Annotated in this window: 15 protein-coding genes, 10 tRNA genes and 3 rRNA genes; 3 read left to right on the top strand and 25 right to left on the bottom strand. The window is 41.7% G+C overall.

The window, feature by feature from the left end:
• Positions 1 to 7: 7 nt before the first annotated feature.
• Positions 8 to 952, bottom strand: a complete 945-nt coding sequence (locus tag LMF32_RS07260; RefSeq protein ID WP_092481129.1) for a zinc ABC transporter substrate-binding protein — start codon at positions 950 to 952, stop codon at positions 8 to 10.
• A 248-nt stretch (positions 953 to 1200) separates the two neighbouring features.
• Between LMF32_RS07260 and LMF32_RS07255 the strand changes: the two genes are divergently transcribed.
• Positions 1201 to 1860: a metal-dependent transcriptional regulator gene (locus LMF32_RS07255; protein WP_230524357.1), complete on the top strand. Its 660-nt coding sequence runs from the start codon at positions 1201 to 1203 to the stop codon at positions 1858 to 1860.
• A gap of 88 nt (positions 1861 to 1948) precedes the next feature.
• Here the strand turns inward: LMF32_RS07255 and LMF32_RS07250 are convergent, their stop codons facing one another.
• Complete coding sequence (locus LMF32_RS07250; RefSeq protein ID WP_188204790.1) at positions 1949 to 2806, bottom strand: pyridoxamine kinase; 858 nt, start codon at positions 2804 to 2806, stop codon at positions 1949 to 1951.
• A 144-nt stretch (positions 2807 to 2950) separates the two neighbouring features.
• Between LMF32_RS07250 and LMF32_RS07245 the strand changes: the two genes are divergently transcribed.
• On the top strand, positions 2951 to 3454 hold the full coding sequence (locus LMF32_RS07245) for an ECF transporter S component (protein WP_092481235.1): 504 nt from the start codon (positions 2951 to 2953) through the stop codon (positions 3452 to 3454).
• A gap of 28 nt (positions 3455 to 3482) precedes the next feature.
• On the opposite strand, the gene LMF32_RS07240 is transcribed toward LMF32_RS07245, so the two are convergent.
• Genes LMF32_RS07240 through tadA form a run of 3 tightly spaced genes read right to left on the bottom strand, consistent with a single transcriptional unit; the run spans position 3483 to position 4782 of the window.
• Positions 3483 to 3767: a barstar family protein gene (locus tag LMF32_RS07240; protein ID WP_230524356.1), complete on the bottom strand. Its 285-nt coding sequence runs from the start codon at positions 3765 to 3767 to the stop codon at positions 3483 to 3485.
• Between the two features lie 9 nt (positions 3768 to 3776).
• On the bottom strand, positions 3777 to 4265 hold the full coding sequence (locus LMF32_RS07235; RefSeq protein ID WP_230524355.1) for a ribonuclease domain-containing protein: 489 nt from the start codon (positions 4263 to 4265) through the stop codon (positions 3777 to 3779).
• A 1-nt stretch (position 4266) separates the two neighbouring features.
• A complete protein-coding gene (gene tadA / locus LMF32_RS07230; RefSeq protein WP_092481232.1) occupies positions 4267 to 4782 on the bottom strand; it encodes a tRNA adenosine(34) deaminase TadA in 516 nt (171 codons plus the stop codon).
• 138 nt (positions 4783 to 4920) lie between these two features.
• Between tadA and LMF32_RS13690 the strand changes: the two genes are divergently transcribed.
• A complete protein-coding gene (locus LMF32_RS13690; RefSeq protein WP_230524354.1) occupies positions 4921 to 5784 on the top strand; it encodes a helix-turn-helix domain-containing protein in 864 nt (287 codons plus the stop codon).
• 124 nt (positions 5785 to 5908) lie between these two features.
• On the opposite strand, the gene LMF32_RS07220 is transcribed toward LMF32_RS13690, so the two are convergent.
• The 20 genes from LMF32_RS07220 to lysS all read right to left on the bottom strand — a co-directional run bounded on the left by LMF32_RS07220 (position 5909) and on the right by lysS (position 19753).
• Positions 5909 to 6217, bottom strand: a complete 309-nt coding sequence (locus tag LMF32_RS07220) for a hypothetical protein (protein WP_230524353.1) — start codon at positions 6215 to 6217, stop codon at positions 5909 to 5911.
• Positions 6218 to 6329: 112 nt separating this feature from the next.
• Positions 6330 to 8831 carry an ATP-dependent Clp protease ATP-binding subunit gene (locus tag LMF32_RS07215; RefSeq protein ID WP_230524352.1) on the bottom strand — a complete coding sequence of 834 codons (2502 nt, stop codon included), beginning with the start codon at positions 8829 to 8831 and terminating at the stop codon, positions 6330 to 6332.
• Between the two features lie 21 nt (positions 8832 to 8852).
• Complete coding sequence (locus LMF32_RS07210; RefSeq protein ID WP_092481228.1) at positions 8853 to 9314, bottom strand: CtsR family transcriptional regulator; 462 nt, start codon at positions 9312 to 9314, stop codon at positions 8853 to 8855.
• Positions 9315 to 9569: 255 nt separating this feature from the next.
• The gene (locus tag LMF32_RS07205) at positions 9570 to 10115 is read right to left on the bottom strand and encodes a hypothetical protein (protein ID WP_230524351.1); all 546 of its coding nucleotides are present in this window, start codon (positions 10113 to 10115) and stop codon (positions 9570 to 9572) included.
• A gap of 160 nt (positions 10116 to 10275) precedes the next feature.
• Positions 10276 to 10349: transfer RNA gene (locus LMF32_RS07200), tRNA-Pro, on the bottom strand.
• A gap of 37 nt (positions 10350 to 10386) precedes the next feature.
• Positions 10387 to 10460 (bottom strand) — tRNA-Arg (locus LMF32_RS07195).
• Positions 10461 to 10468: 8 nt separating this feature from the next.
• A tRNA-Leu gene (locus LMF32_RS07190) sits at positions 10469 to 10557 on the bottom strand.
• Positions 10558 to 10609: 52 nt separating this feature from the next.
• Positions 10610 to 10681, bottom strand: a tRNA-Gly gene (locus LMF32_RS07185).
• Positions 10682 to 10687: 6 nt separating this feature from the next.
• Positions 10688 to 10760 (bottom strand) — tRNA-Thr (locus tag LMF32_RS07180).
• A gap of 30 nt (positions 10761 to 10790) precedes the next feature.
• Positions 10791 to 10872, bottom strand: a tRNA-Leu gene (locus tag LMF32_RS07175).
• Between the two features lie 55 nt (positions 10873 to 10927).
• Positions 10928 to 11000: transfer RNA gene (locus LMF32_RS07170), tRNA-Lys, on the bottom strand.
• Position 11001: 1 nt separating this feature from the next.
• Positions 11002 to 11077: transfer RNA gene (locus tag LMF32_RS07165), tRNA-Val, on the bottom strand.
• Between the two features lie 11 nt (positions 11078 to 11088).
• Positions 11089 to 11204: ribosomal RNA gene (gene rrf / locus LMF32_RS07160) — 5S ribosomal RNA — on the bottom strand.
• A gap of 79 nt (positions 11205 to 11283) precedes the next feature.
• A 23S ribosomal RNA gene (locus tag LMF32_RS07155) occupies positions 11284 to 14202 on the bottom strand.
• A gap of 157 nt (positions 14203 to 14359) precedes the next feature.
• Positions 14360 to 14432, bottom strand: a tRNA-Ala gene (locus LMF32_RS07150).
• Between the two features lie 24 nt (positions 14433 to 14456).
• Positions 14457 to 14530, bottom strand: a tRNA-Ile gene (locus tag LMF32_RS07145).
• Positions 14531 to 14636: 106 nt separating this feature from the next.
• Positions 14637 to 16187, bottom strand: a 16S ribosomal RNA gene (locus LMF32_RS07140).
• The 16S, 23S and 5S rRNA genes sit together here with 10 tRNA genes alongside, the layout of an rRNA operon.
• A 72-nt stretch (positions 16188 to 16259) precedes the next feature.
• Entirely contained in the window at positions 16260 to 16619 is a 360-nt protein-coding gene (locus LMF32_RS07135; RefSeq protein WP_230524350.1) for a hypothetical protein, read from the bottom strand.
• 163 nt (positions 16620 to 16782) lie between these two features.
• On the bottom strand, positions 16783 to 17970 hold the full coding sequence (locus LMF32_RS07130) for an AI-2E family transporter (protein WP_230524349.1): 1188 nt from the start codon (positions 17968 to 17970) through the stop codon (positions 16783 to 16785).
• Positions 17971 to 18253: 283 nt separating this feature from the next.
• Entirely contained in the window at positions 18254 to 19753 is a 1500-nt protein-coding gene (gene lysS / locus LMF32_RS07125; RefSeq protein WP_230524348.1) for a lysine--tRNA ligase, read from the bottom strand.
• Between the last annotated feature and the right edge of the window lie 173 nt (positions 19754 to 19926).

Here is a 19926-nt window from a genome sequence, read left to right as displayed (position 1 = left end):
TTTCTGTTTATTTTAAAGCATCCACAATCGTATCAATATTGGATTTGTACATTTTTATATAGGTTTCGGCATTTTGAGATTCATCTCCTAATGCATCTGAAAACAATTCTCCGCCTATCGACACATCCCAACCTTTTTGTTGGACGGCTTCTTGAAGAGATTCAATCGTACGAGTAGGCACGGAGCTTTCTACAAATATCGCTTTGATTTGTTTATCCGCTACAAGTTGCGCCAAATCGCTGACATCACGTGTTCCAGCTTCTGACTGAGTATTCAGTCCTTGAAGTCCAACCACTTCAAATCCGAACTCTTCTCCAAAATAATGGAACGCATCGTGAGCAGTGACTAAATAACGACTTTCTTCCGGAATTTCTGTGATACGTTCATTAATATAAGCCGCTAACTCATCCAATTCTTTTTGATAATTCTTATTGTTTTCTTGATAGACATCTGCATTTTCACTATCAAATTCACTTAACTGCTCTGTGATGTAGTCAGCTGCCATTTTCCAATTGCTGACACTAAACCAAATGTGCGGATCATAAGCTAGTGAATCATCATCAGATGACAAAAATGTTTCTTTTGACAAACCTTCTTCTAATACAAAAACTTCTTTTCCTTGTTGTTCCAGTCCTTCGAAAACTTCTCCTAATTGAGCTTCTAAATGCAGACCATTTGAAACCACGACATCAGCTTCCATCATATTTGTGACATCTGAAGCAGAAGCTTGATATCCATGAGGATCAATCCCAGGTCCCATCAGACCTTCTACCTCTACATGCTCGCCACCTATTTGGTTGACTAAATCAGTGATCATAGTTGTTGTCGTGATGATTTGGACGGCTCCTTCTTGAGCGGTCGAATTCCCCTCATTCGCATCTGATGCATCAGATTGGCATCCTGCCAAAATCAAGAGGACAACAGCAGAAACAAGCACAGCTAGTTTTTTCATTTTATCTACCTTCTTTCGGGTTGCTTTAAGTTATTTTTAGATTAGACTAAAAATTATATAAAGTCAACCTAAATCGATTGATTCCTTACTTGGCTGTTTTTTCTGGATGAGGTATAATAAGAATACTGATTTAAACTGACTTGCTGGAAACCGATGAACACAGTCAGTGATATTAAGCGAGCTTTTACAGGCAACAACTGTTGACCCATGCTTCATGCCTGTATGCGAAAGAAAAAAGGAGTATTCAAATGACGCCAAGCAAAGAAGATTACCTAAAAACCATCGTTAGTCTCGGAGGGGCCACCAAAGTAGTAAACAACAAACAATTGGTAGCAGCGATGAATGTATCTGCTGCGTCAGTAACAGATATGAATACAAAATTATTAAAAGAAGGGTTGATTACCCATACTCCTTACAGAGGTGTGCAAGTTACTGAAAAAGGATTGCGTCTGGCAAACCAAGTGATTCGAAAACACCGCATCTGGGAAGTTTTTTTACTGGAAAAACTGGGATACGATTGGAAAGAAGTCCATGCTGACGCTGATCGATTAGAACATGCATCTTCTGATTTGCTGATTGAACGGTTAAACCAATTCTTAGGAGAACCAGAATTTGATCCTCACGGCGGGAGAATCCCTGCAAAAGATGGTACCACAGAAAGCTATGACTACCCGCAATTGAATGACTTGTCTGCCGGTGATTCATTTGTCGTAAAAGAAGTCGAAGATGATCCTGACTTTCTAGACTACATCACTGTTAAAGGGATCAAATTAGAACAACAGTATACTTTGCTGGCTAAAGAAGCGTACGAGGGCTCGTTAGCTTTACAAAACGCAGACGGTAAAACATTTATGCTGAGTTACAAAGCTGCATTTAAAGTATTTGTAGAAAAGGCAGATACTGAATGACCTCGCATTTTCAGCGAGTTCTTCCAACTTATGTTAGAGACAAAAAAACTGCTCACTGGGGAATTGTCCCAATGAGCAGTTTTATCGTCTATTTTTTCAAAGCATGCAATCTTTCAATCAGAAACAGCAAGTCTGTTTCAAATTGCACGCCAAATCTTAAGCTAGGTCTATTTTCAAGTGTTCGTTTGATCACTTTTTCTACATATTCTACGGCACTTGTCATTGCTAAGTCTAAAGAGATCTGTTGAAATAAGAAACCGGCAATCACGCTGCTGAACACGTCTCCTGTTCCTTCAAACCGACCAGGATAGACGGGTGAAAATGCATAACTGACTTGTTGGTCTTTTTGTGTCATGCTGGCTGCTCCAATTTCGTTTTCGCTCAACATCACACCTGTCAGAACTACTTGTTTTTTATTCAGCTGCACCATTTTTTTCATCAATCGTTCAACATCTTCAGAAGCATAAGGCCCTTTTTGATAAGGAGTTTTTGTTAAGTAAGCTGCCTCTGTTAAGTTAGGAATGATCACAGTCGACAATTGGCACAACTCCCGCATTTGCTGGACGTATTCTTCGTCAAATCCATCATATAATTCTCCATGATCGCCCATTACAGGATCCAACACAATAACCGCTTCAGGCGTTGCAAACTCTTTGATAATGCGTTTCACGATTTCGATTTGCTTGTGTGAGCCTAAATAGCCGACTAGTACTCCATCAAAACTAAGACCCAATTGCTTCCAATGGTCTAAAATTTTAGACATCTCACTCGTCAAATCCAAATAAGTGTAATCTTCAAATCCAGCCCCAGTGTGCGTAGACAGTAAAGCAGTAGGCAGCATATGAGTGCTGTTGTTCAAACTGCTTAAAATCGGCACAGCCACATTCATAGAAATCTGGCAGCTGGCTGAGATGTCTTGAATAACTAATACTTTTGGTTGCTTCATCTATTTCACCACTATTCCATTACATTCTTTGTTTATTATACCAGTTTTATCTTTATTTTTTCCTCTTACCATCATTTTTCTGAAAACTATTGCTTATCTTTGGAATGAATCGTGTATAATAGAAAATAAATTAGGGGGGAAGCTATGAATAAGAAAACACTCACTACGCAAAATTTGGTATTATTCGCTTTATTTATTGCAATGACTGTCGTTATGACGCTCATTATCCGCATTCCTATCCCGTTTGCTCAAGGGTACGTGAACATTGGGGATTCGATTTTGTTGCTCGCAGGGATGCTTTTGGGTCCGGCAGGCGGTTTTTGGATTGGTGGTATCGGAAGCGCATTGGCAGATTTATTTGCCGGCTATTCTTTCTATGCTCCCATCACTTTTCTGGTCAAAGGGATAGAAGGCTTGTTATGTGGATGGCTGTTTATGAAATTGCCTTCTACTAAACCGTTGATTCCTGCTTTAACAGCTGGTATCTGGATGGCAGTGGGGTATGTTTTAGGAGACTGGATTCTCTTCGGGCTGGCTGCAGGTTTAGCAGCATTTCCAATGAATCTCCTTCAAGGAGTCGTTGGGGCTTTAATGGCTGTACTGCTGCATCGTTTCGTTGCACCTGTCTTTAAAAATCAAACACATTAAAAAAGCTAGAGAAAACAGTTTGCACTGTTTATTCTCTAGCTTTTTTAATGACAACTTCAAGATATTGGTTTTCAGCAGCTGAATCCTTCAACACTCGTAACAAGCTGTTTCCATATCGGCCCAACTGCTCTTCTATCATTTCTGGATACCAGACTTCAATCACCTTACAAGAGAAATCCATTGTTAAGCAATCTTTTAAAGCATCCAGGTTATTGCCATAATAGTCGGGCAAATCCAATTCTGTTTTCAAGTAAGCATGCAATTCTTCTCGATCCGTCATCTGACTGCCGTCAAGAATGATTTTCTTTGTCATAGAAACCTCCTAATAAAGTTGTTCGAATGATTCATAATGGTCATCGGTGTAAAAAATCAACCCATCATTCGAATAGACGATTCGTTTAGGGCCTCGATATTCTCCTTCATAATCAATATCCGCTTCATAATAGATGCGTCCATCTTTTTCAGGCAGCAGCCCTTCATAATTTCCGAACTTGTTGCCCCCAATGGACATCTGATCGGTCACTTCCCATAAGTTGCCTTTTTCATTATCCCAGCCTAAAGCTTCTGCTTCTTGCTTCGTCAAATAATTAGGCGGCAGTTCACCGAATTGATGCAAATAAGCAGCAACCTCATCTTTCGTGGAGTAAACCTCTCCTTCAGTAACACCACTCTCTTGAACTGTAGATTCTATCTGCGCGTTTTCTGACGGAAACAGCGTATCAAATACATCCAGCTGTTGTCCTCCAAATAACAGGACCAGTACTCCAACGATACTGTATAACCAATTCTTTGTATTTCTTGTCTTTTTCATATTAATCCTCTTTTTCTTCTAATTCTTTTTGTGCTTGTTTCGCTGCTTTCTTGCGTGCACGAAGCATACGGAAAAAATCCGTCAATAGAGCTGCGCACTCTTCTTCCAATAACCCTTTTTCAATGTCTACTTGGTGATTGAACCGTTCATCTCCTAAGAGGTTCATTAAAGTTCCCGCAGTACCTCCCTTAGGATCTGGAGCTCCATAATACAACTCTTTCACACGCGACAAAATCATTGCTCCGCTGCACATCGGGCACGGTTCAAGCGTCACAAACAATTGAGTGTCTTCTAGACGCCAATTGCCTAGATGCTGATTTGCTTCTCGAATCGCAATCATTTCTGCATGTGTAGTAGCATCATGAGTCAGCTCGCGCACATTATGTCCACGGCCGATGATCTCTCCATTTAAGACCACTACCGCACCAATCGGAACTTCTAACTTTGCTTCTGCTTTTTTCGCTTCTTTGATAGCTTCTCGCATAAAAAACTCTTTTTCAACGCTCGATAATTCCATATCATTCTCCTCTGTCTGTTTTCACTTCTCTTATGATAGCATATTCTTCTTCAAACCCTACAAAAAAAGTCAAACCATGATAAAATAAAGAGGAAGCTCTCATCAACCGATATCTTGCTACAGAAATGAGGAACACAAGTGAATTTCAAAGAAATGAAATTATTGTATCCAGAAGCTGTACTGACACATTCCAACACCTCTGGAGAAAAATATGTCGCTTTCCCTTATAAAGACAAATGGATCCAACTGGAAAGAAAACAAAAAAGCGACACTGAATTAGCTTTGATCCAGTATGCTTTGACGCAAAAAAAGACCTCTTCAACTCGTTCTGCTGCTTCCAAATGGCAGTCGTTTCTGCTGGAAGAGTCATTCGCTTTGCCAAGAAACGAAGGCAGTTACCGGATCATTCAATTTGAGATCGTAAAAATGGACGACACGTTTACGCAGTCAGTCTGGCTCGATGCCTTTAAGCAGTTGTTTTTGAACATAGAAGAAGCTTTTTTTCTTACTGAAACTAAAGGAATACTTATTGAAGAAAAGCACGACCATTTACTAAACAATGAAGAAATGGCTGGAATCATCCGTACTTTAGACGATGACTTTTCCATTAAAACAGTTTATTACATCGGACAATTTTGGCCAATAGAGGCTACTTTGCCGCAAATTTTCAAAGAAGAACAGTCTATATTCGATACTCAAAAAAACAAACAAGCTCAAGTGTTCGACTTGTCGACGATTGCCTTGCATCATTATACTGCTGACGCCATAAAAAAGAGTCCCTTGATGCAGAAGTTGAAAGCAGAGACCGTTTTTGACGCTGAATTCAAGGAATTGATTTTAGCGATGTGGAAAAGCCAAGGCAATATTTCCGTTGCTGCTAAATCTCTGTATATCCACCGGAATACCTTACAATATCGTATAGATCGATTCCATCAAGCCAGCGGCTTATCCTTACGCAATATGGATGACCTATTGCTTTGTTATTTATTGACGTTGAATTAAAAACGAGATTGGGAAAAAAAGCGTTTAGCCCCGAATCACTTTACGAAATCAATAATCATAAAAGAGGCGGAGCTGGGAAATAACTCCCAGCTCCGTCTCTTTATTTTTCAAGTTAATAGCAATTTTATTTTTTCATTTTGTGCACAGTAGCGTCTTTTAATTGATCTGTGTACTCGCTGATATTGCCTCTTATATTGCTCACTTTATCAACTACACTCAATAGATTGATCAACTCTTCGTCTGACAAGCTTTCTACTACTTTCATCGCTTTAGGATTGCCATTTAATTTCTTTTGAACAAATTTTTTGGCACGTTTGCGGTTGATCTTATTTTCCACTTTTTCCATCGCCGAGTCCGATAATATCATATACGCTGCTCCGATTGCCGTTGCTGCTCCAAGTCCCATTAACAAATTACGCGTAGAATTCTTCATAGAAAATCACGTTCCTCTCATTTGTTTTCTCAGGTTCATCATATCAGAAATGCTTTTTTATCACGAATAAAAAAGCCTACCAGACTCCTGTCTGATAGGCTCAACTAATTGTTTACGGAGTAGTGACTTTTTCTTTATTCTTGTCTTGCTTTGCAGATTTCTTGGAGTCTCGAACTGTGAATCGGATTTCTCCTTTTTGAGCACCAATGGTTACATTATCCCCAATTTTGATATTTCCGCTTAACAATTCTTCACTCAACAAGTCTTCGATTTTCTTTTGGATCGCTCTACGTAAAGGACGAGCCCCATATTCAGGATCGAAGCCTTCTTTAGCGATCACATCAATCGCTGCCGGTGTGATTTTAGCATAGATATCCATATCTTCTAAACGTTTAACGATTGTGCGAGACATTAATTTCACGATTTCATTCAATTCTTCTTTTTCTAATGAATGGAATACGATCGTTTCATCTAAACGGTTTAAGAATTCTGGACGGAATGAATTTTTCAATTCTTCCATGATGCGTTTTTCCATTGTTTTGTGGTCTTGCTTTTTATCTTCCAATGAAAAACCGACTGATTTCTCATCACGTAAAGCAGTTGCTCCCAAGTTGGAAGTCATGATCATAATCGTATTTTTGAAATCTACTTTACGCCCTTTTCCATCTGTCAAATGTCCATCATCCAAAACTTGAAGTAAAATATTGAACACATCAGGATGGGCTTTTTCTACCTCATCCAATAGGATAACAGAATACGGTTTTTGACGAACTTTTTCAGTCAATTGTCCACCTTCATCGTACCCTACATAACCTGGAGGTGATCCCACTAAACGACTCGTACTGAATTTTTCCATATATTCAGACATGTCGACACGAATCAACGCTTCTTCATTTCCAAACATAGCTTCACTCAACGCTTTCGCTAATTCGGTTTTACCAACCCCTGTAGGCCCTAAGAACATAAATGAACCAATTGGGCGGTTCGGATCTTTCAACCCGCTTCTTGCACGGCGTATCGCTCTAGAAACAGCTTTGACCGCATCTTCTTGGCCAATCACTCGTTTATGCAATACATCTTCCATTTTCAATAAACGATCAGATTCTTTTTGTTCCATTTGTTGAACTGGGATACTTGTCCATAAGGCTACTACTTCAGCAATATCATGTTCAGTAACTTCTAATTCAGTTGGTGTTTCTTTTTGTTGTTGTTTTTTCATTAAAGCATCGACTTTTTTACGTTGCTTCATTTCGCGTGTTCTGATTTCGCCAGCTTCTTCAAAATCTTGATTTTGAATGGCTTCTTCTTTCGCTTCAACCAATGCATCCAGTTCTTCAACAGCAACGGCTATTGGTGTTGGTTTACCAGTTACGTCGATTCGTACTTTAGAAGCAGCTTCATCAACCAAATCAATCGCCTTATCAGGCAATTGTCTAGAAGTAATGTAACGAGTTGACAATTTGACCGCAGCTTTGACTGCTTCATCTGTGATTTTCACACCGTGATGATCTTCATAGCGAGAACGCAGACCATATAAGATCTCTTCTGTTTCTTCTCCATTCGGAGGATCAATATGGATTGGAGCAAATCGTCTTTCTAAAGCAGCATCTTTTTCGATGTGTTTTTGGTACTCATCTAAAGTCGTAGCACCGATAGTTTGCAATTCTCCACGTGCTAGAGCTGGTTTTAGGATGTTAGAAGCATCAATTGCTCCTTCTGCTCCTCCTGCACCAATTAGTGTATGCAACTCATCAATAAACAGGATTACTTCGCCATCTTGATAAATTTCCTCGATGATTTTTTTCATTCGCTCTTCAAATTCCCCACGATACTTCGTTCCGGCAACTAAAGAACCCATGTCCAACATCATCAGACGTTTGTTTGCTAATGTACCCGGTACTTCTCCTGAAATGATTTTTTGAGCTAATCCTTCAGCTATAGCAGTTTTACCCACACCAGGTTCTCCAACTAAAACTGGATTGTTTTTAGTTCTGCGGCTTAAAATTTGGACGATTCGCTTAACTTCTTTACTGCGGCCAACAACAGGATCCATTTTTCCGTCTTTGGCTTGAGCAGTCAAATCTCGCGCTAATGAATCCAATGTCGGTGTTCCGGCAGAAGATGGCTTAGCAGCTGATCTTGGACGTTTGCTTTTCGTATTCTTCATTTGGTCTTGTCCGATCTTTTTGAAGATCACTTGGCGAGCTTTATTCAAACTTACATCTAAGTTGCCCAATATTTTAGCTGATAGAATATCTTCTTCGCGCAACAACCCTAATAGCAAATGCTCCGTTCCGACCAAAGAAGACCCCATGCGTCTAGATTCATCTGTAGCAAACGTAATCGCTTGTTTTGCTCTAGGTGAATAAGGTAAGACAGCTTCTTTTGAAATGTATTTCATGGTTCCATATCCGGTAAAATGTTCAATCTCTTCACGAACATCCTGTTCTGTGATGGTGAACTGACGAAGAGTTTTCCCAGCGATACCTTCTGTTTCTTTTACAATCCCTAGTAAAATGTGCTCAGTTCCAACAGAATGGTGACGAAAAGCCTTAGCCTCTTCTTGAGCAATACCTAGTACTGTTTTTGCTTTTTCTGTAAATAATTCATTCATGTTCTCGCCTCCGACTTTTCGTTATTCATACCTCAAATTGTTCAGGCAAGATTTTAAGATACGTGCTCTTACCTCTTTAGCCGTTTTATTATCTAATCCTAATACGACTTTGTCCATAGCAGCCATTATTAATACGGCTTCTCTTTTATTTAAAAAATCATCTTCATACAACTTTTGCACGATCGAAAAAGCATCATTTTGAGAAATACTGTTTCCGACTATTTCTATTATTGTATCTAACATCTCAGATTCGTCCAACAATTTAACTTTTATGATCCGGATGTATCCACCGCCGCCACGTTTGCTTTCCACTAAATAACCTTTTTGCACCGTAAATCGAGTATTGATCACATAATTTATTTGAGAAGGAACACAGTTAAATAAATCAGCCATTTCGCTTCTTCTGATTTCCACTTGATCTGATTGTCCTAACACTTTTTTCAAATAAGATTCAATGATATCTGACATATTTTTATTTTCCATGCGTTGTTGTTATTAAAAATAGGTCCTTGGTGTTTTAGTATCATACACTGTTTTTCAATACATTCCAATACCTGATTTTTAATAACCCTCCTTTTCTTTTAGTCTTCAAAAAAAGACCATCTCATTTAGTCGCTGATCTTCGCTTATTACCCTCGATAACCTTTGACTAATCCTGACTAATATTATACTGGAAAAAACCTGATTTGAAAAGCTCCACTTATGAAAAGTTGCTGTTGAGCCATTTTGAGAGCTTCATCACTGATTAAAGCAGTAAAATAAAAATCTGTCATTTGGATTCCATATATGAAGGTCATCTGCAACATAACCTCTCAGCCAAAGGTTGCCTTCTATTTTTCTAATGTAAAAACCTTGAGGAAAATCCTCCTCTTCATCGATTTTTTCTGAAGCGATCGTAATTGAGCCATATGGAGCCTGTTTTTCATAAACGGGTTTACCCGTATAACCTTCTAGTTGATCTAAATAGGCTAATCTCAAATATGGTCCCGTTTCTACTGGACAAAGAGACAATCCATTCTCTATGGCTCGAGCATAAATATCCGGCAGGACAGCTCCTTCTATGAAACCAAGGTCTCCAACAGTCAATTCAATAGTTTTTAACAAATACACTTCTTTAGAAACACTCATTCGTTCATCCAATAATAATTGCTTACCTAAATCATTGAAAAATACATTCTTCTCCTGCAGCTTATCCATTAAATCTGCTTTACTAAGTCCGCCTACTTCTATCGTTCTAACAATACCAGAATGCCATAGTTGTTCATTTACTTTAAGAACCGTCATTTTTCTCTCACTCCCTTAAAGAATCCTTATTTTTAACTCTCATAATAGCTGAACGAAACTTCTTACACAATAAACACCTATATAATTTCATTTCTAACAAAAATCGACAAAAAAAGTGAGCTGGATAGGAATCCACTCACTTTAAACAATGCTTCTATTATCGGGAATACAGGATTCGAACCTGCGACCCCTTGGTCCCAAACCAAGTGCTCTACCAAGCTGAGCTAATTCCCGTATGTATGTGCGCTTCTATAAGTCTCTATAAAAGAAATGTACCCAGCAGGAGTCGAACCTGCAACCGCTTGATTCGTAGTCAAGTACTCTATCCAATTGAGCTATGGGTACAAAATAAATGGTGCCGAGGGCCGGAATCGAACCGGCACGGATATCACTATCCGCAGGATTTTAAGTCCTGTGCGTCTACCTGTTCCGCCACCCCGGCAATAAAGAACAAGATTCAGAAGATTTACGTTCAGTATCTAGATAAACTAGAAAGCGGAAGACGGGATTCGAACCCGCGACCCCCACCTTGGCAAGGTGATGTTCTACCACTGAACTACTTCCGCAAATGATGCCGGCTAAAGGATTTGAACCCTCGACCCTCTGATTACAAATCAGATGCTCTACCAACTGAGCTAAGCCGGCAAGTAATATTGCCATTCAAAAAAGTAATGATGCGGGTGAAGGGACTTGAACCCCCACGCCTCGCGGCGCTAGATCCTAAATCTAGTGCGTCTGCCAATTCCGCCACACCCGCATAATATTTAATTTGGCAATAGATAAACATACTAGTCATATGAATACAACTAGTATGAGTCATGCAGGATTCGAACCTGCGACCCTCTGATTAAAAGTCAGATGCTCTACCAACTGAGCTAATGACTCATGGTGGAGGTTAACGGGCTCGAACCGCTGACCCTCTGCTTGTAAGGCAGATGCTCTCCCAACTGAGCTAAACCTCCAAAAAAACTATGCGTGGCAACGTCCTAGTCTCACAAGGGGAAACCCCTCACTACCTTCGGCGCTAAGAAGCTTAACTTCTGTGTTCGGCATGGGAACAGGTGTGACCTTCTTGCCATCATCACCACACATATGAGAACCTTGCGCTCTCAAAACTGGATTTGTCTACTATCACATTTGTTCGGATCCGTTGAATCCACCTAAAATCTTGGTTAAGTCCTCGACCGATTAGTATTGGTCCGCTCCGCCTATCACTAGACTTCCACTTCCAACCTATCTACCTGATCATCTCTCAGGGGTCTTACTCACTTACGTGATGGGAAATCTCATCTTGAGGGGGGCTTCACGCTTAGATGCTTTCAGCGTTTATCCCTTCCACACATAGCTACCCAGCGATGCTCTTGGCAGAACAACTGGTACACCAGCGGTGTGTCCATCCCGGTCCTCTCGTACTAAGGACAGCTCCTCTCAAATTTCCTACGCCCGCGACGGATAGGGACCGAACTGTCTCACGACGTTCTGAACCCAGCTCGCGTACCGCTTTAATGGGCGAACAGCCCAACCCTTGGGACCGACTACAGCCCCAGGATGCGATGAGCCGACATCGAGGTGCCAAACCTCCCCGTCGATGTGGACTCTTGGGGGAGATAAGCCTGTTATCCCCAGGGTAGCTTTTATCCGTTGAGCGATGGCCCTTCCATGCGGAACCACCGGATCACTAAGCCCGACTTTCGTCCCTGCTCGACTTGTAGGTCTCGCAGTCAAGCTCCCTTCTGCCTTTACACTCTACGAATGATTTCCAACCATTCTGAGGGAACCTTTGGGCGCCTCCGTTACATTTTAGGAGGCGACCGCCCCAGTCAAACTGCCCGTCTGACACTGTCTCCCGACCAGATCATGGTCGAGGGTTAGAGTGGCCATACAGCAAGGGTAGTATCCCACCAATGCCTCCACCAAGACTGGCGTCCTGGCTTCAATAGCTCCTACCTATCCTGTACAAGCTGTACAGACACTCAATATCAAACTGCAGTAAAGCTCCATGGGGTCTTTCCGTCCTGTCGCGGGTAACCTGCATCTTCACAGGTACTATAATTTCACCGAGTCTCTCGTTGAGACAGTGCCCAAATCGTTACGCCTTTCGTGCGGGTCGGAACTTACCCGACAAGGAATTTCGCTACCTTAGGACCGTTATAGTTACGGCCGCCGTTTACTGGGGCTTCAATTCTGAGCTTCGCCGAAGCTAACCCATCCTCTTAACCTTCCAGCACCGGGCAGGCGTCAGCCCCTATACGTCATCTTTCGATTTAGCAGAGACCTGTGTTTTTGATAAACAGTCGCTTGGGCCTATTCACTGCGGCTGACCAATGGTCAGCACCCCTTCTCCCGAAGTTACGGGGTCATTTTGCCGAGTTCCTTAACGAGAGTTCTCTCGCACACCTTAGGATTCTCTCCTCGACTACCTGTGTCGGTTTGCGGTACGGGCTGTTTGTTTCTCACTAGAAGCTTTTCTTGACAGTGTGACATCAGAAACTTCGGTACTTAATTTCCCTCCCCATCACAACTCATCCTTAGAGAAGCAAGCATTTCACTCACTTCAAGACTCATTGCTTGGACGTGCATATCCAGCAGCACGCATTTCTTAGCCTCCTGTGTCCCTCCATTGCTCAAACAAAACAAACAGGTACAGGAATATCAACCTGTTGGCCATCGCCTACGCCATTCGGCCTCAGCTTAGGTCCCGACTAACCCTGGGAGGACGAGCCTTCCCCAGGAAACCTTAGTCATTCGGTGGACGGGATTCTCACCCGTCTTTCGCTACTCATACCGGCATTCTCACTTCTAAGCGCTCCACTAGTCCTCACGATCTAGCTTCAACGCCCTTAGAACGCTCTCCTACCATAGAACCAATGGTTCTATCCACAGTTTCGGTGTTATGTTTAGCCCCGGTAAATTTTCGGCGCAGGGTCACTCGACTAGTGAGCTATTACGCACTCTTTAAATGATGGCTGCTTCTAAGCCAACATCCTAGTTGTCTAAGCAACCCCACATCCTTTTCCACTTAACATAAACTTTGGGACCTTAACTGGTGGTCTGGGCTGTTTCCCTTTCGACTACGGATCTTATCACTCGCAGTCTGACTCCCGGACATGAATCAATGGCATTCGGAGTTTATCAGAATTCGGTACCCCGATAAGGGGCCCTAGTTCAAACAGTTGCTCTACCTCCATGATTCTACATTCCGAGGCTAGCCCTAAAGCTATTTCGGAGAGAACCAGCTATCTCCAAGTTCGATTGGAATTTCTCCGCTACCCACACCTCATCCCCGCACTTTTCAACGTACGTGGGTTCGGTCCTCCAGTGCGTTTTACCACACCTTCAACCTGGACATGGGTAGATCACTTGGTTTCGGGTCTACGACCACATACTCATTCGCCCTATTCAGACTCGCTTTCGCTACGGCTCCGTCTATTCAACTTAACCTCGCATGTAATCGTAACTCGCCGGTTCATTCTACAAAAGGCACGCTATCACCCATTAACGGGCTCTAACTATTTGTAAGCACACGGTTTCAGGTGCTATTTCACTCCCCTTCCGGGGTTCTTTTCACCTTTCCCTCACGGTACTGGTTCACTATCGGTCACTAGAGAGTATTTAGCCTTGGGAGATGGTCCTCCCGGATTCCGACGGAATTTCTCGTGTTCCGCCGTACTCAGGATACTGATCAGAGTGAACGTCGTTTCGAATACAGGGCTTTTACCTTCTTCGGCAGTCCTTTCCAGGACGCTTCTTCTACGACGTTCATTTATGACTCTATGTGTTCAGTCCTACAACCCCAGAAAGCAAGCTTTCTGGTTTGGGCTCTTCCCGTTTCGCTCGCCGCTACTCAGGGAATCGAATTTTCTTTCTCTTCCTGCAGGTACTTAGATGTTTCAGTTCTCTGCGTCTACCTCTACTGACCTATGTATTCAGTCAGCAGTAACATCCTATTAAAGATGCTGGGTTCCCCCATTCGGAAATCTCTGGATCAAAGCTTACTTACAGCTCCCCAAAGCATATCGGAGTTCGTCCCGTCCTTCATCGGCTTCTAGTGCCAAGGCATCCACCGTGCGCCCTTAGTAACTTAACCTATCATTACTAAATTGGTATTACTTGTTTTATCTTACGATAAGAACATTAAAAAACTCATTTAAAAACGCGGTGTTTTCTCGGTTTCTTACTTAAATGTTTCTATTAGACAATATCCAGTTTTCAAAGAACAAAATTCATTTGCAACTAAGTTGCAATGGAGCCTAGCGGGATCGAACCGCTGACCTCCTGCGTGCAAGGCAGGCGCTCTCCCAGCTGAGCTAAGGCCCCTATTTATCTTTAGTATGAAAATGATGGGCCTAAATGGACTCGAACCATCGACCTCACGCTTATCAGGCGTGCGCTCTAACCAGCTGAGCTATAGGCCCAATATCGGACTTCATAATAAAGAATGCAGTTATTGAAAGATCTATTAAACCTCTCAAAACTAAACAAAGTAAAAGCGAACCGTGTAAAGTTCCGTTATATCCTTAGAAAGGAGGTGATCCAGCCGCACCTTCCGATACGGCTACCTTGTTACGACTTCACCCCAATTATCTGTCCCACCTTAGGCGGCTGGCTCCCGAAGGTTACCTCACCGACTTTGGGTGTTACAAACTCTCGTGGTGTGACGGGCGGTGTGTACAAGGCCCGGGAACGTATTCACCGCGGCGTTCTGATCCGCGATTACTAGCGATTCCGGCTTCATGTAGGCGAATTGCAGCCTACAATCCGAACTGAGAATGGCTTTAAGAGATTAGCTTAACCTCGCGGTTTTGCGACTCGTTGTACCATCCATTGTAGCACGTGTGTAGCCCAGGTCATAAGGGGCATGATGATTTGACGTCATCCCCACCTTCCTCCGGTTTATCACCGGCAGTCTCACTAGAGTGCCCAACTGAATGCTGGCAACTAATAATAAGGGTTGCGCTCGTTGCGGGACTTAACCCAACATCTCACGACACGAGCTGACGACAACCATGCACCACCTGTCACTTTGTCCCCGAAGGGAAAGCTCTATCTCTAGAGTGGTCAAAGGATGTCAAGACCTGGTAAGGTTCTTCGCGTTGCTTCGAATTAAACCACATGCTCCACCGCTTGTGCGGGCCCCCGTCAATTCCTTTGAGTTTCAACCTTGCGGTCGTACTCCCCAGGCGGAGTGCTTAATGCGTTAGCTGCAGCACTGAAGGGCGGAAACCCTCCAACACTTAGCACTCATCGTTTACGGCATGGACTACCAGGGTATCTAATCCTGTTTGCTCCCCATGCTTTCGAGCCTCAGCGTCAGTTACAGACCAGAAAGTCGCCTTCGCCACTGGTGTTCCTCCATATATCTACGCATTTCACCGCTACACATGGAATTCCACTTTCCTCTTCTGCACTCAAGTTCTCCAGTTTCCAATGACCCTCCCTGGTTGAGCCAGGGGCTTTCACATCAGACTTAAAGAACCGCCTGCGCTCGCTTTACGCCCAATAAATCCGGACAACGCTTGCCATCTACGTATTACCGCGGCTGCTGGCACGTAGTTAGCCATGGCTTTCTGGTTAGATACCGTCAAGGGACGAGCAGTTACTCTCATCCTTGTTCTTCTCTAACAACAGAGTTTTACGATCCGAAAACCTTCTTCACTCACGCGGCGTTGCTCCGTCAGACTTTCGTCCATTGCGGAAGATTCCCTACTGCTGCCTCCCGTAGGAGTCTGGGCCGTGTCTCAGTCCCAGTGTGGCCGATCACCCTCTCAGGTCGGCTACGCATCATCGTCTTGGTGAGCCATTACCTCACCAACTAACTAATGCGCCGCGGGTCCATCTACAAGTGACAGCCGAAACCGTCTTTCTTCTTTCTGCCAGGAGACAAAAAGATCTATGCGGTATTAGCATCCGTTTCCGAATGTTATCCCCCGCTTGTAGGTAGGTTACCCACGTGTTACTCACCCGTCCGCCACTCTTCTTTCCCGGTGCAAGCACCGGTAGGAAGCGTTCGACTTGCATGTATTAGGCACGCCGCCAGCGTTCGTCCTGAGCCAGGATCAAACTCTCATATAAAGTCGTCACCCGAAGGTGACTGCTTAATGATGCTTGAAGCTCATTAATTGATTGCTAGCGAATAATTATTCACTAATGTTGTTGTTTCGGCGCTTGCCGAAACTCCTTACACGTTTGGTTCGTCTTACTTTGTTTAGTTTTCAAAGGTCTAATTTCGTGTTGCGCTGTCGTTTTGACAACTTCTAAATAATACCAGATGTTTAACTGTTCGTCAACAACTTTTTTTACACTTTTTTTAAAATGTTTTTTTAGAATTTGTCGTTCTGTCTCAGCGACATGTACTAATATACCACCCTGATAAGGTTTCGTCAAACAAATTCTTTCATTTTTTTTACTTTTTTCAGATTTCTGAACATTAAATTTAAAATCTGATTTTTTCTCCCTTTTTCTTTTATTTAAAACGAATAATCCTATTCTGGTACAACTCAACATTCGTTTATCTCTTTTAGTTCGCGGTGAATGGTCAATTTGTTTATCTATCCAATACTATGTATTTTTACTCAATTGAATTGATTACCTGATTATACAGAAAGAAGGAGCAGCCTCTGCTGCTCCTTCTGCATCTATTATATTGTGCTAAAGCACGCTTCAGTCTTTATTTACTCTCTTCGGCTTCTTGATAAGTACTTGGAGAGAATTCTACGTTTTCGTATTCGCCCGCTTCATCAGCGTAGTAACGATTGTATCGTTGTTTGAATTTGCGGAAGATGAAGGTAACAACGACTCTACTGATCGCATAAATCGGAACTCCTAGTATCAACCCGACTAACCCTAATAGTTCACCTAGTACCAGCAAAACAATAATGATAGTTAATGGATGGATTTTTAAGTTTTTCCCCATAACGTTTGGTTCAACAAAATTTCCATCTACAAATTGTACAACTAGCCAAACAATGATCAGTTTAACTAACATGAACCATGAGGTAGTTAACGCAATAATAACTGCGGGAACCATGGCCAATGTAGCACCGATATAAGGTATAACGCTTGTAACACTGGCTACAATAGCTAATATTCCTGCATAGTCCAACCCAATAATAGTAAAACCAATAAACATCATAATACCAAGGAATAATGAGATCGTTAGTTGACCTTTAACGTAAGATCCTACTTGGTCTGCAATGATTAATCCTAAATCACGAGTTTCTTTACGATATTTCGGCGGAATGACTTTCATCACATAGCTGAAGAATTTTTTGTCGTCTTTCAATAGGAAGAATAAGATAATTGGGAAAGTTACCATGATCACAACAAAATTAGACACTGTAGAGACTACCGTAGATATTCCTGATACAGCAGTTGTCAGATAATCAACAATATTGCTAGGTAATTCTCCTATCCATCCGTTAAACCATTCAATCACATTGTTAGCTGTATCTTCAAAAACTGAATTGTCCGTCCACCCCATAATAGTTGCGCCGATGTTGTCCACATATTCTGGAAAAGCTACTACAAACTGAGTCACTTGTTCGCTAATATAAGGCACCACTAAAAATATCAACCCTACTAAAGCACCAATCAATACTAAAAACAGAAGAATAACTCCCCACACTCGTTTTAAACGATGCTTTTCCAACCAATCAATTAGCGGGTTGAATAAAAAATAAGTCAACACAGCTAAAATGACTGGTGCTACTATAGAAGAAAAGAAAACCAGCAGCGGTTCAAAAACAAAACTTATCTGATCATAAATAAAAATCAATATTCCAATCATAATGGCTACTCCTAGTGTGAACAACAGGTTCTTTCCACCCAGAAAGGAAATATACTTCGAGTCTTTCATAGTTTATACACTCCTCATCTTTTATGTCTGTTTTGTACTTAAAGGAGAGCTCTTGAAGAAACGCACCTGTCTTTTCTTTACCTTCTCTGATTTGAAGTTGGTACAGACAATGCTTCCATTATTATGTACATCCGTTGATAGTCATGACGTTTGTTTATCTTCATTAAGTACTTCTCCTTTACATGCATTATACTATGTTTCTTTATGATCTGTGAACAAATCACCTTATCCTCGCAACCGCAAAAAAAATAACCAAGACAAAAGCGTCTTGGTCATTTATATTTTATAGATTACGCATAGTTGGGAATAACAATACGTCTCGAATAGATTGTGCATTTGTCAGTAACATGACTAAACGGTCAATTCCTATTCCAAGTCCACCTGTTGGAGGCATACCGTATTCTAATGATTCGATAAAGTCTTCATCAATTTGATGAGCTTCGTCGTTTCCTTGTTCGCGCTCTTTCATTTGTTGTTCGAATCGTTCTCTTTGATCGATTGGATCGTTCAACTCACTGAACGCATTTCCGTATTCATTTCCAGCGATGAATACTTCGAAACGATCTGTGAAGCGTGCGTCTTCAGTATTTTTCTTCGCTAATGGTGAGATCTCAACAGGATGTCCGTAAACAAATGTTGGCTGTACTAACGTTTCTTCTACAAATTCTTCGAAGAATTCATTTACTACATGACCAAATTGGCTATGCGCTTCAACTTGAACATTGTGCTTTTTAGCAATTTCGCGCGCTTCTTCATCGGTCATTTCTTGCCAAAAATCAACGCCTGTTTGTTCTTTGATAGCATCAACCATATGGATTCTCTTCCATGTAGACTCTAAGTCGATTTCGATTTCATTGTACGTGAATTTCCCAGTGCCTAGAACATTTTGAGCAACTGTACGGATCATGCCTTCAGTTAAGTCCATTACGTCTTCATAATCTGTGTATGCTGTATAAACTTCTAACATCGTAAATTCTGGGTTGTGAGTTGTATCCACACCTTCGTTACGGAATACGCGCCCGATTTCATAAACACGTTCCATTCCACCTACAACCAATCGTTTCAAATGCAATTCCAAAGCAATACGCAAATACAATTCCATATCCAACGCATTGTGGTGAGTAATGAACGGACGAGCCGCTGCTCCACCAGGAATGTTATGAAGAGTTGGTGTTTCTACTTCGATGTAGTCTTGGTTATTCAAATATTTACGAACTTCAGCAATGATTTGGCTGCGTTTCACGAAACGGTCATAGCTTTCTGGATTACTGATTAAATCTAAATAACGTTGACGGTAACGTTGTTCTACGTTCGTTAAACCATGATATTTGTCAGGCAATGGACGCAATGCTTTAGACAATTGAGTCAATGAAGTCGGTTTAACTGTAACTTCTCCAGTGTTGGTTTTCATCAATAAACCTGTAACACCTACAAAGTCCCCTAAGTCAGCACTTAGAAATGTTTCATAGTCCTCTTCGCCAACAGCGTCTTTACGTACATAAACTTGGATTTGGCCTTTGCGGTCTTGCAAGTGAGCAAACCCAACTTTACCTTTACCACGTTTCGTCATAATACGTCCAGCAACCGTTACTTCGATTTCTTGTTCTTCGATTTCTTCTTTGGATAATGCATCATAAGTTTCGTGTAGTTCTTTAGATAAATGTGTACGTTTGAATTTGCCACCAAACGGATCAATATTACGGTCACGCAACGTTTGCAGTTTCTCACGGCGAACTTGCAATTGATCATTCAATTCTTCTAAATGCGAATTTTCATTGCTCATTAGTTTCTCTCCATTCTTTTTAGCTTCTCAGCTCTCTCTTAATCATGCCAAGAGTGCGCAAAAAAAGCAAGGCAATTAGTGACTTAACTCCCTAACGCCCTAACTTTTTCATTTAACATACTTAACGATTTTCATACGATATATGATAACACATTTGCATACAGTTTGGGAAG

Origin of the sequence: Desemzia sp. C1 (assembly GCF_020882875.1) — a bacterium.
Taxonomy (GTDB): domain Bacteria; phylum Bacillota; class Bacilli; order Lactobacillales; family Carnobacteriaceae; genus Desemzia; species Desemzia incerta.
The sequence above is the reverse complement of the archived record's forward strand: the minus strand, read 5'-3'. Positions and strand labels throughout refer to the sequence as shown.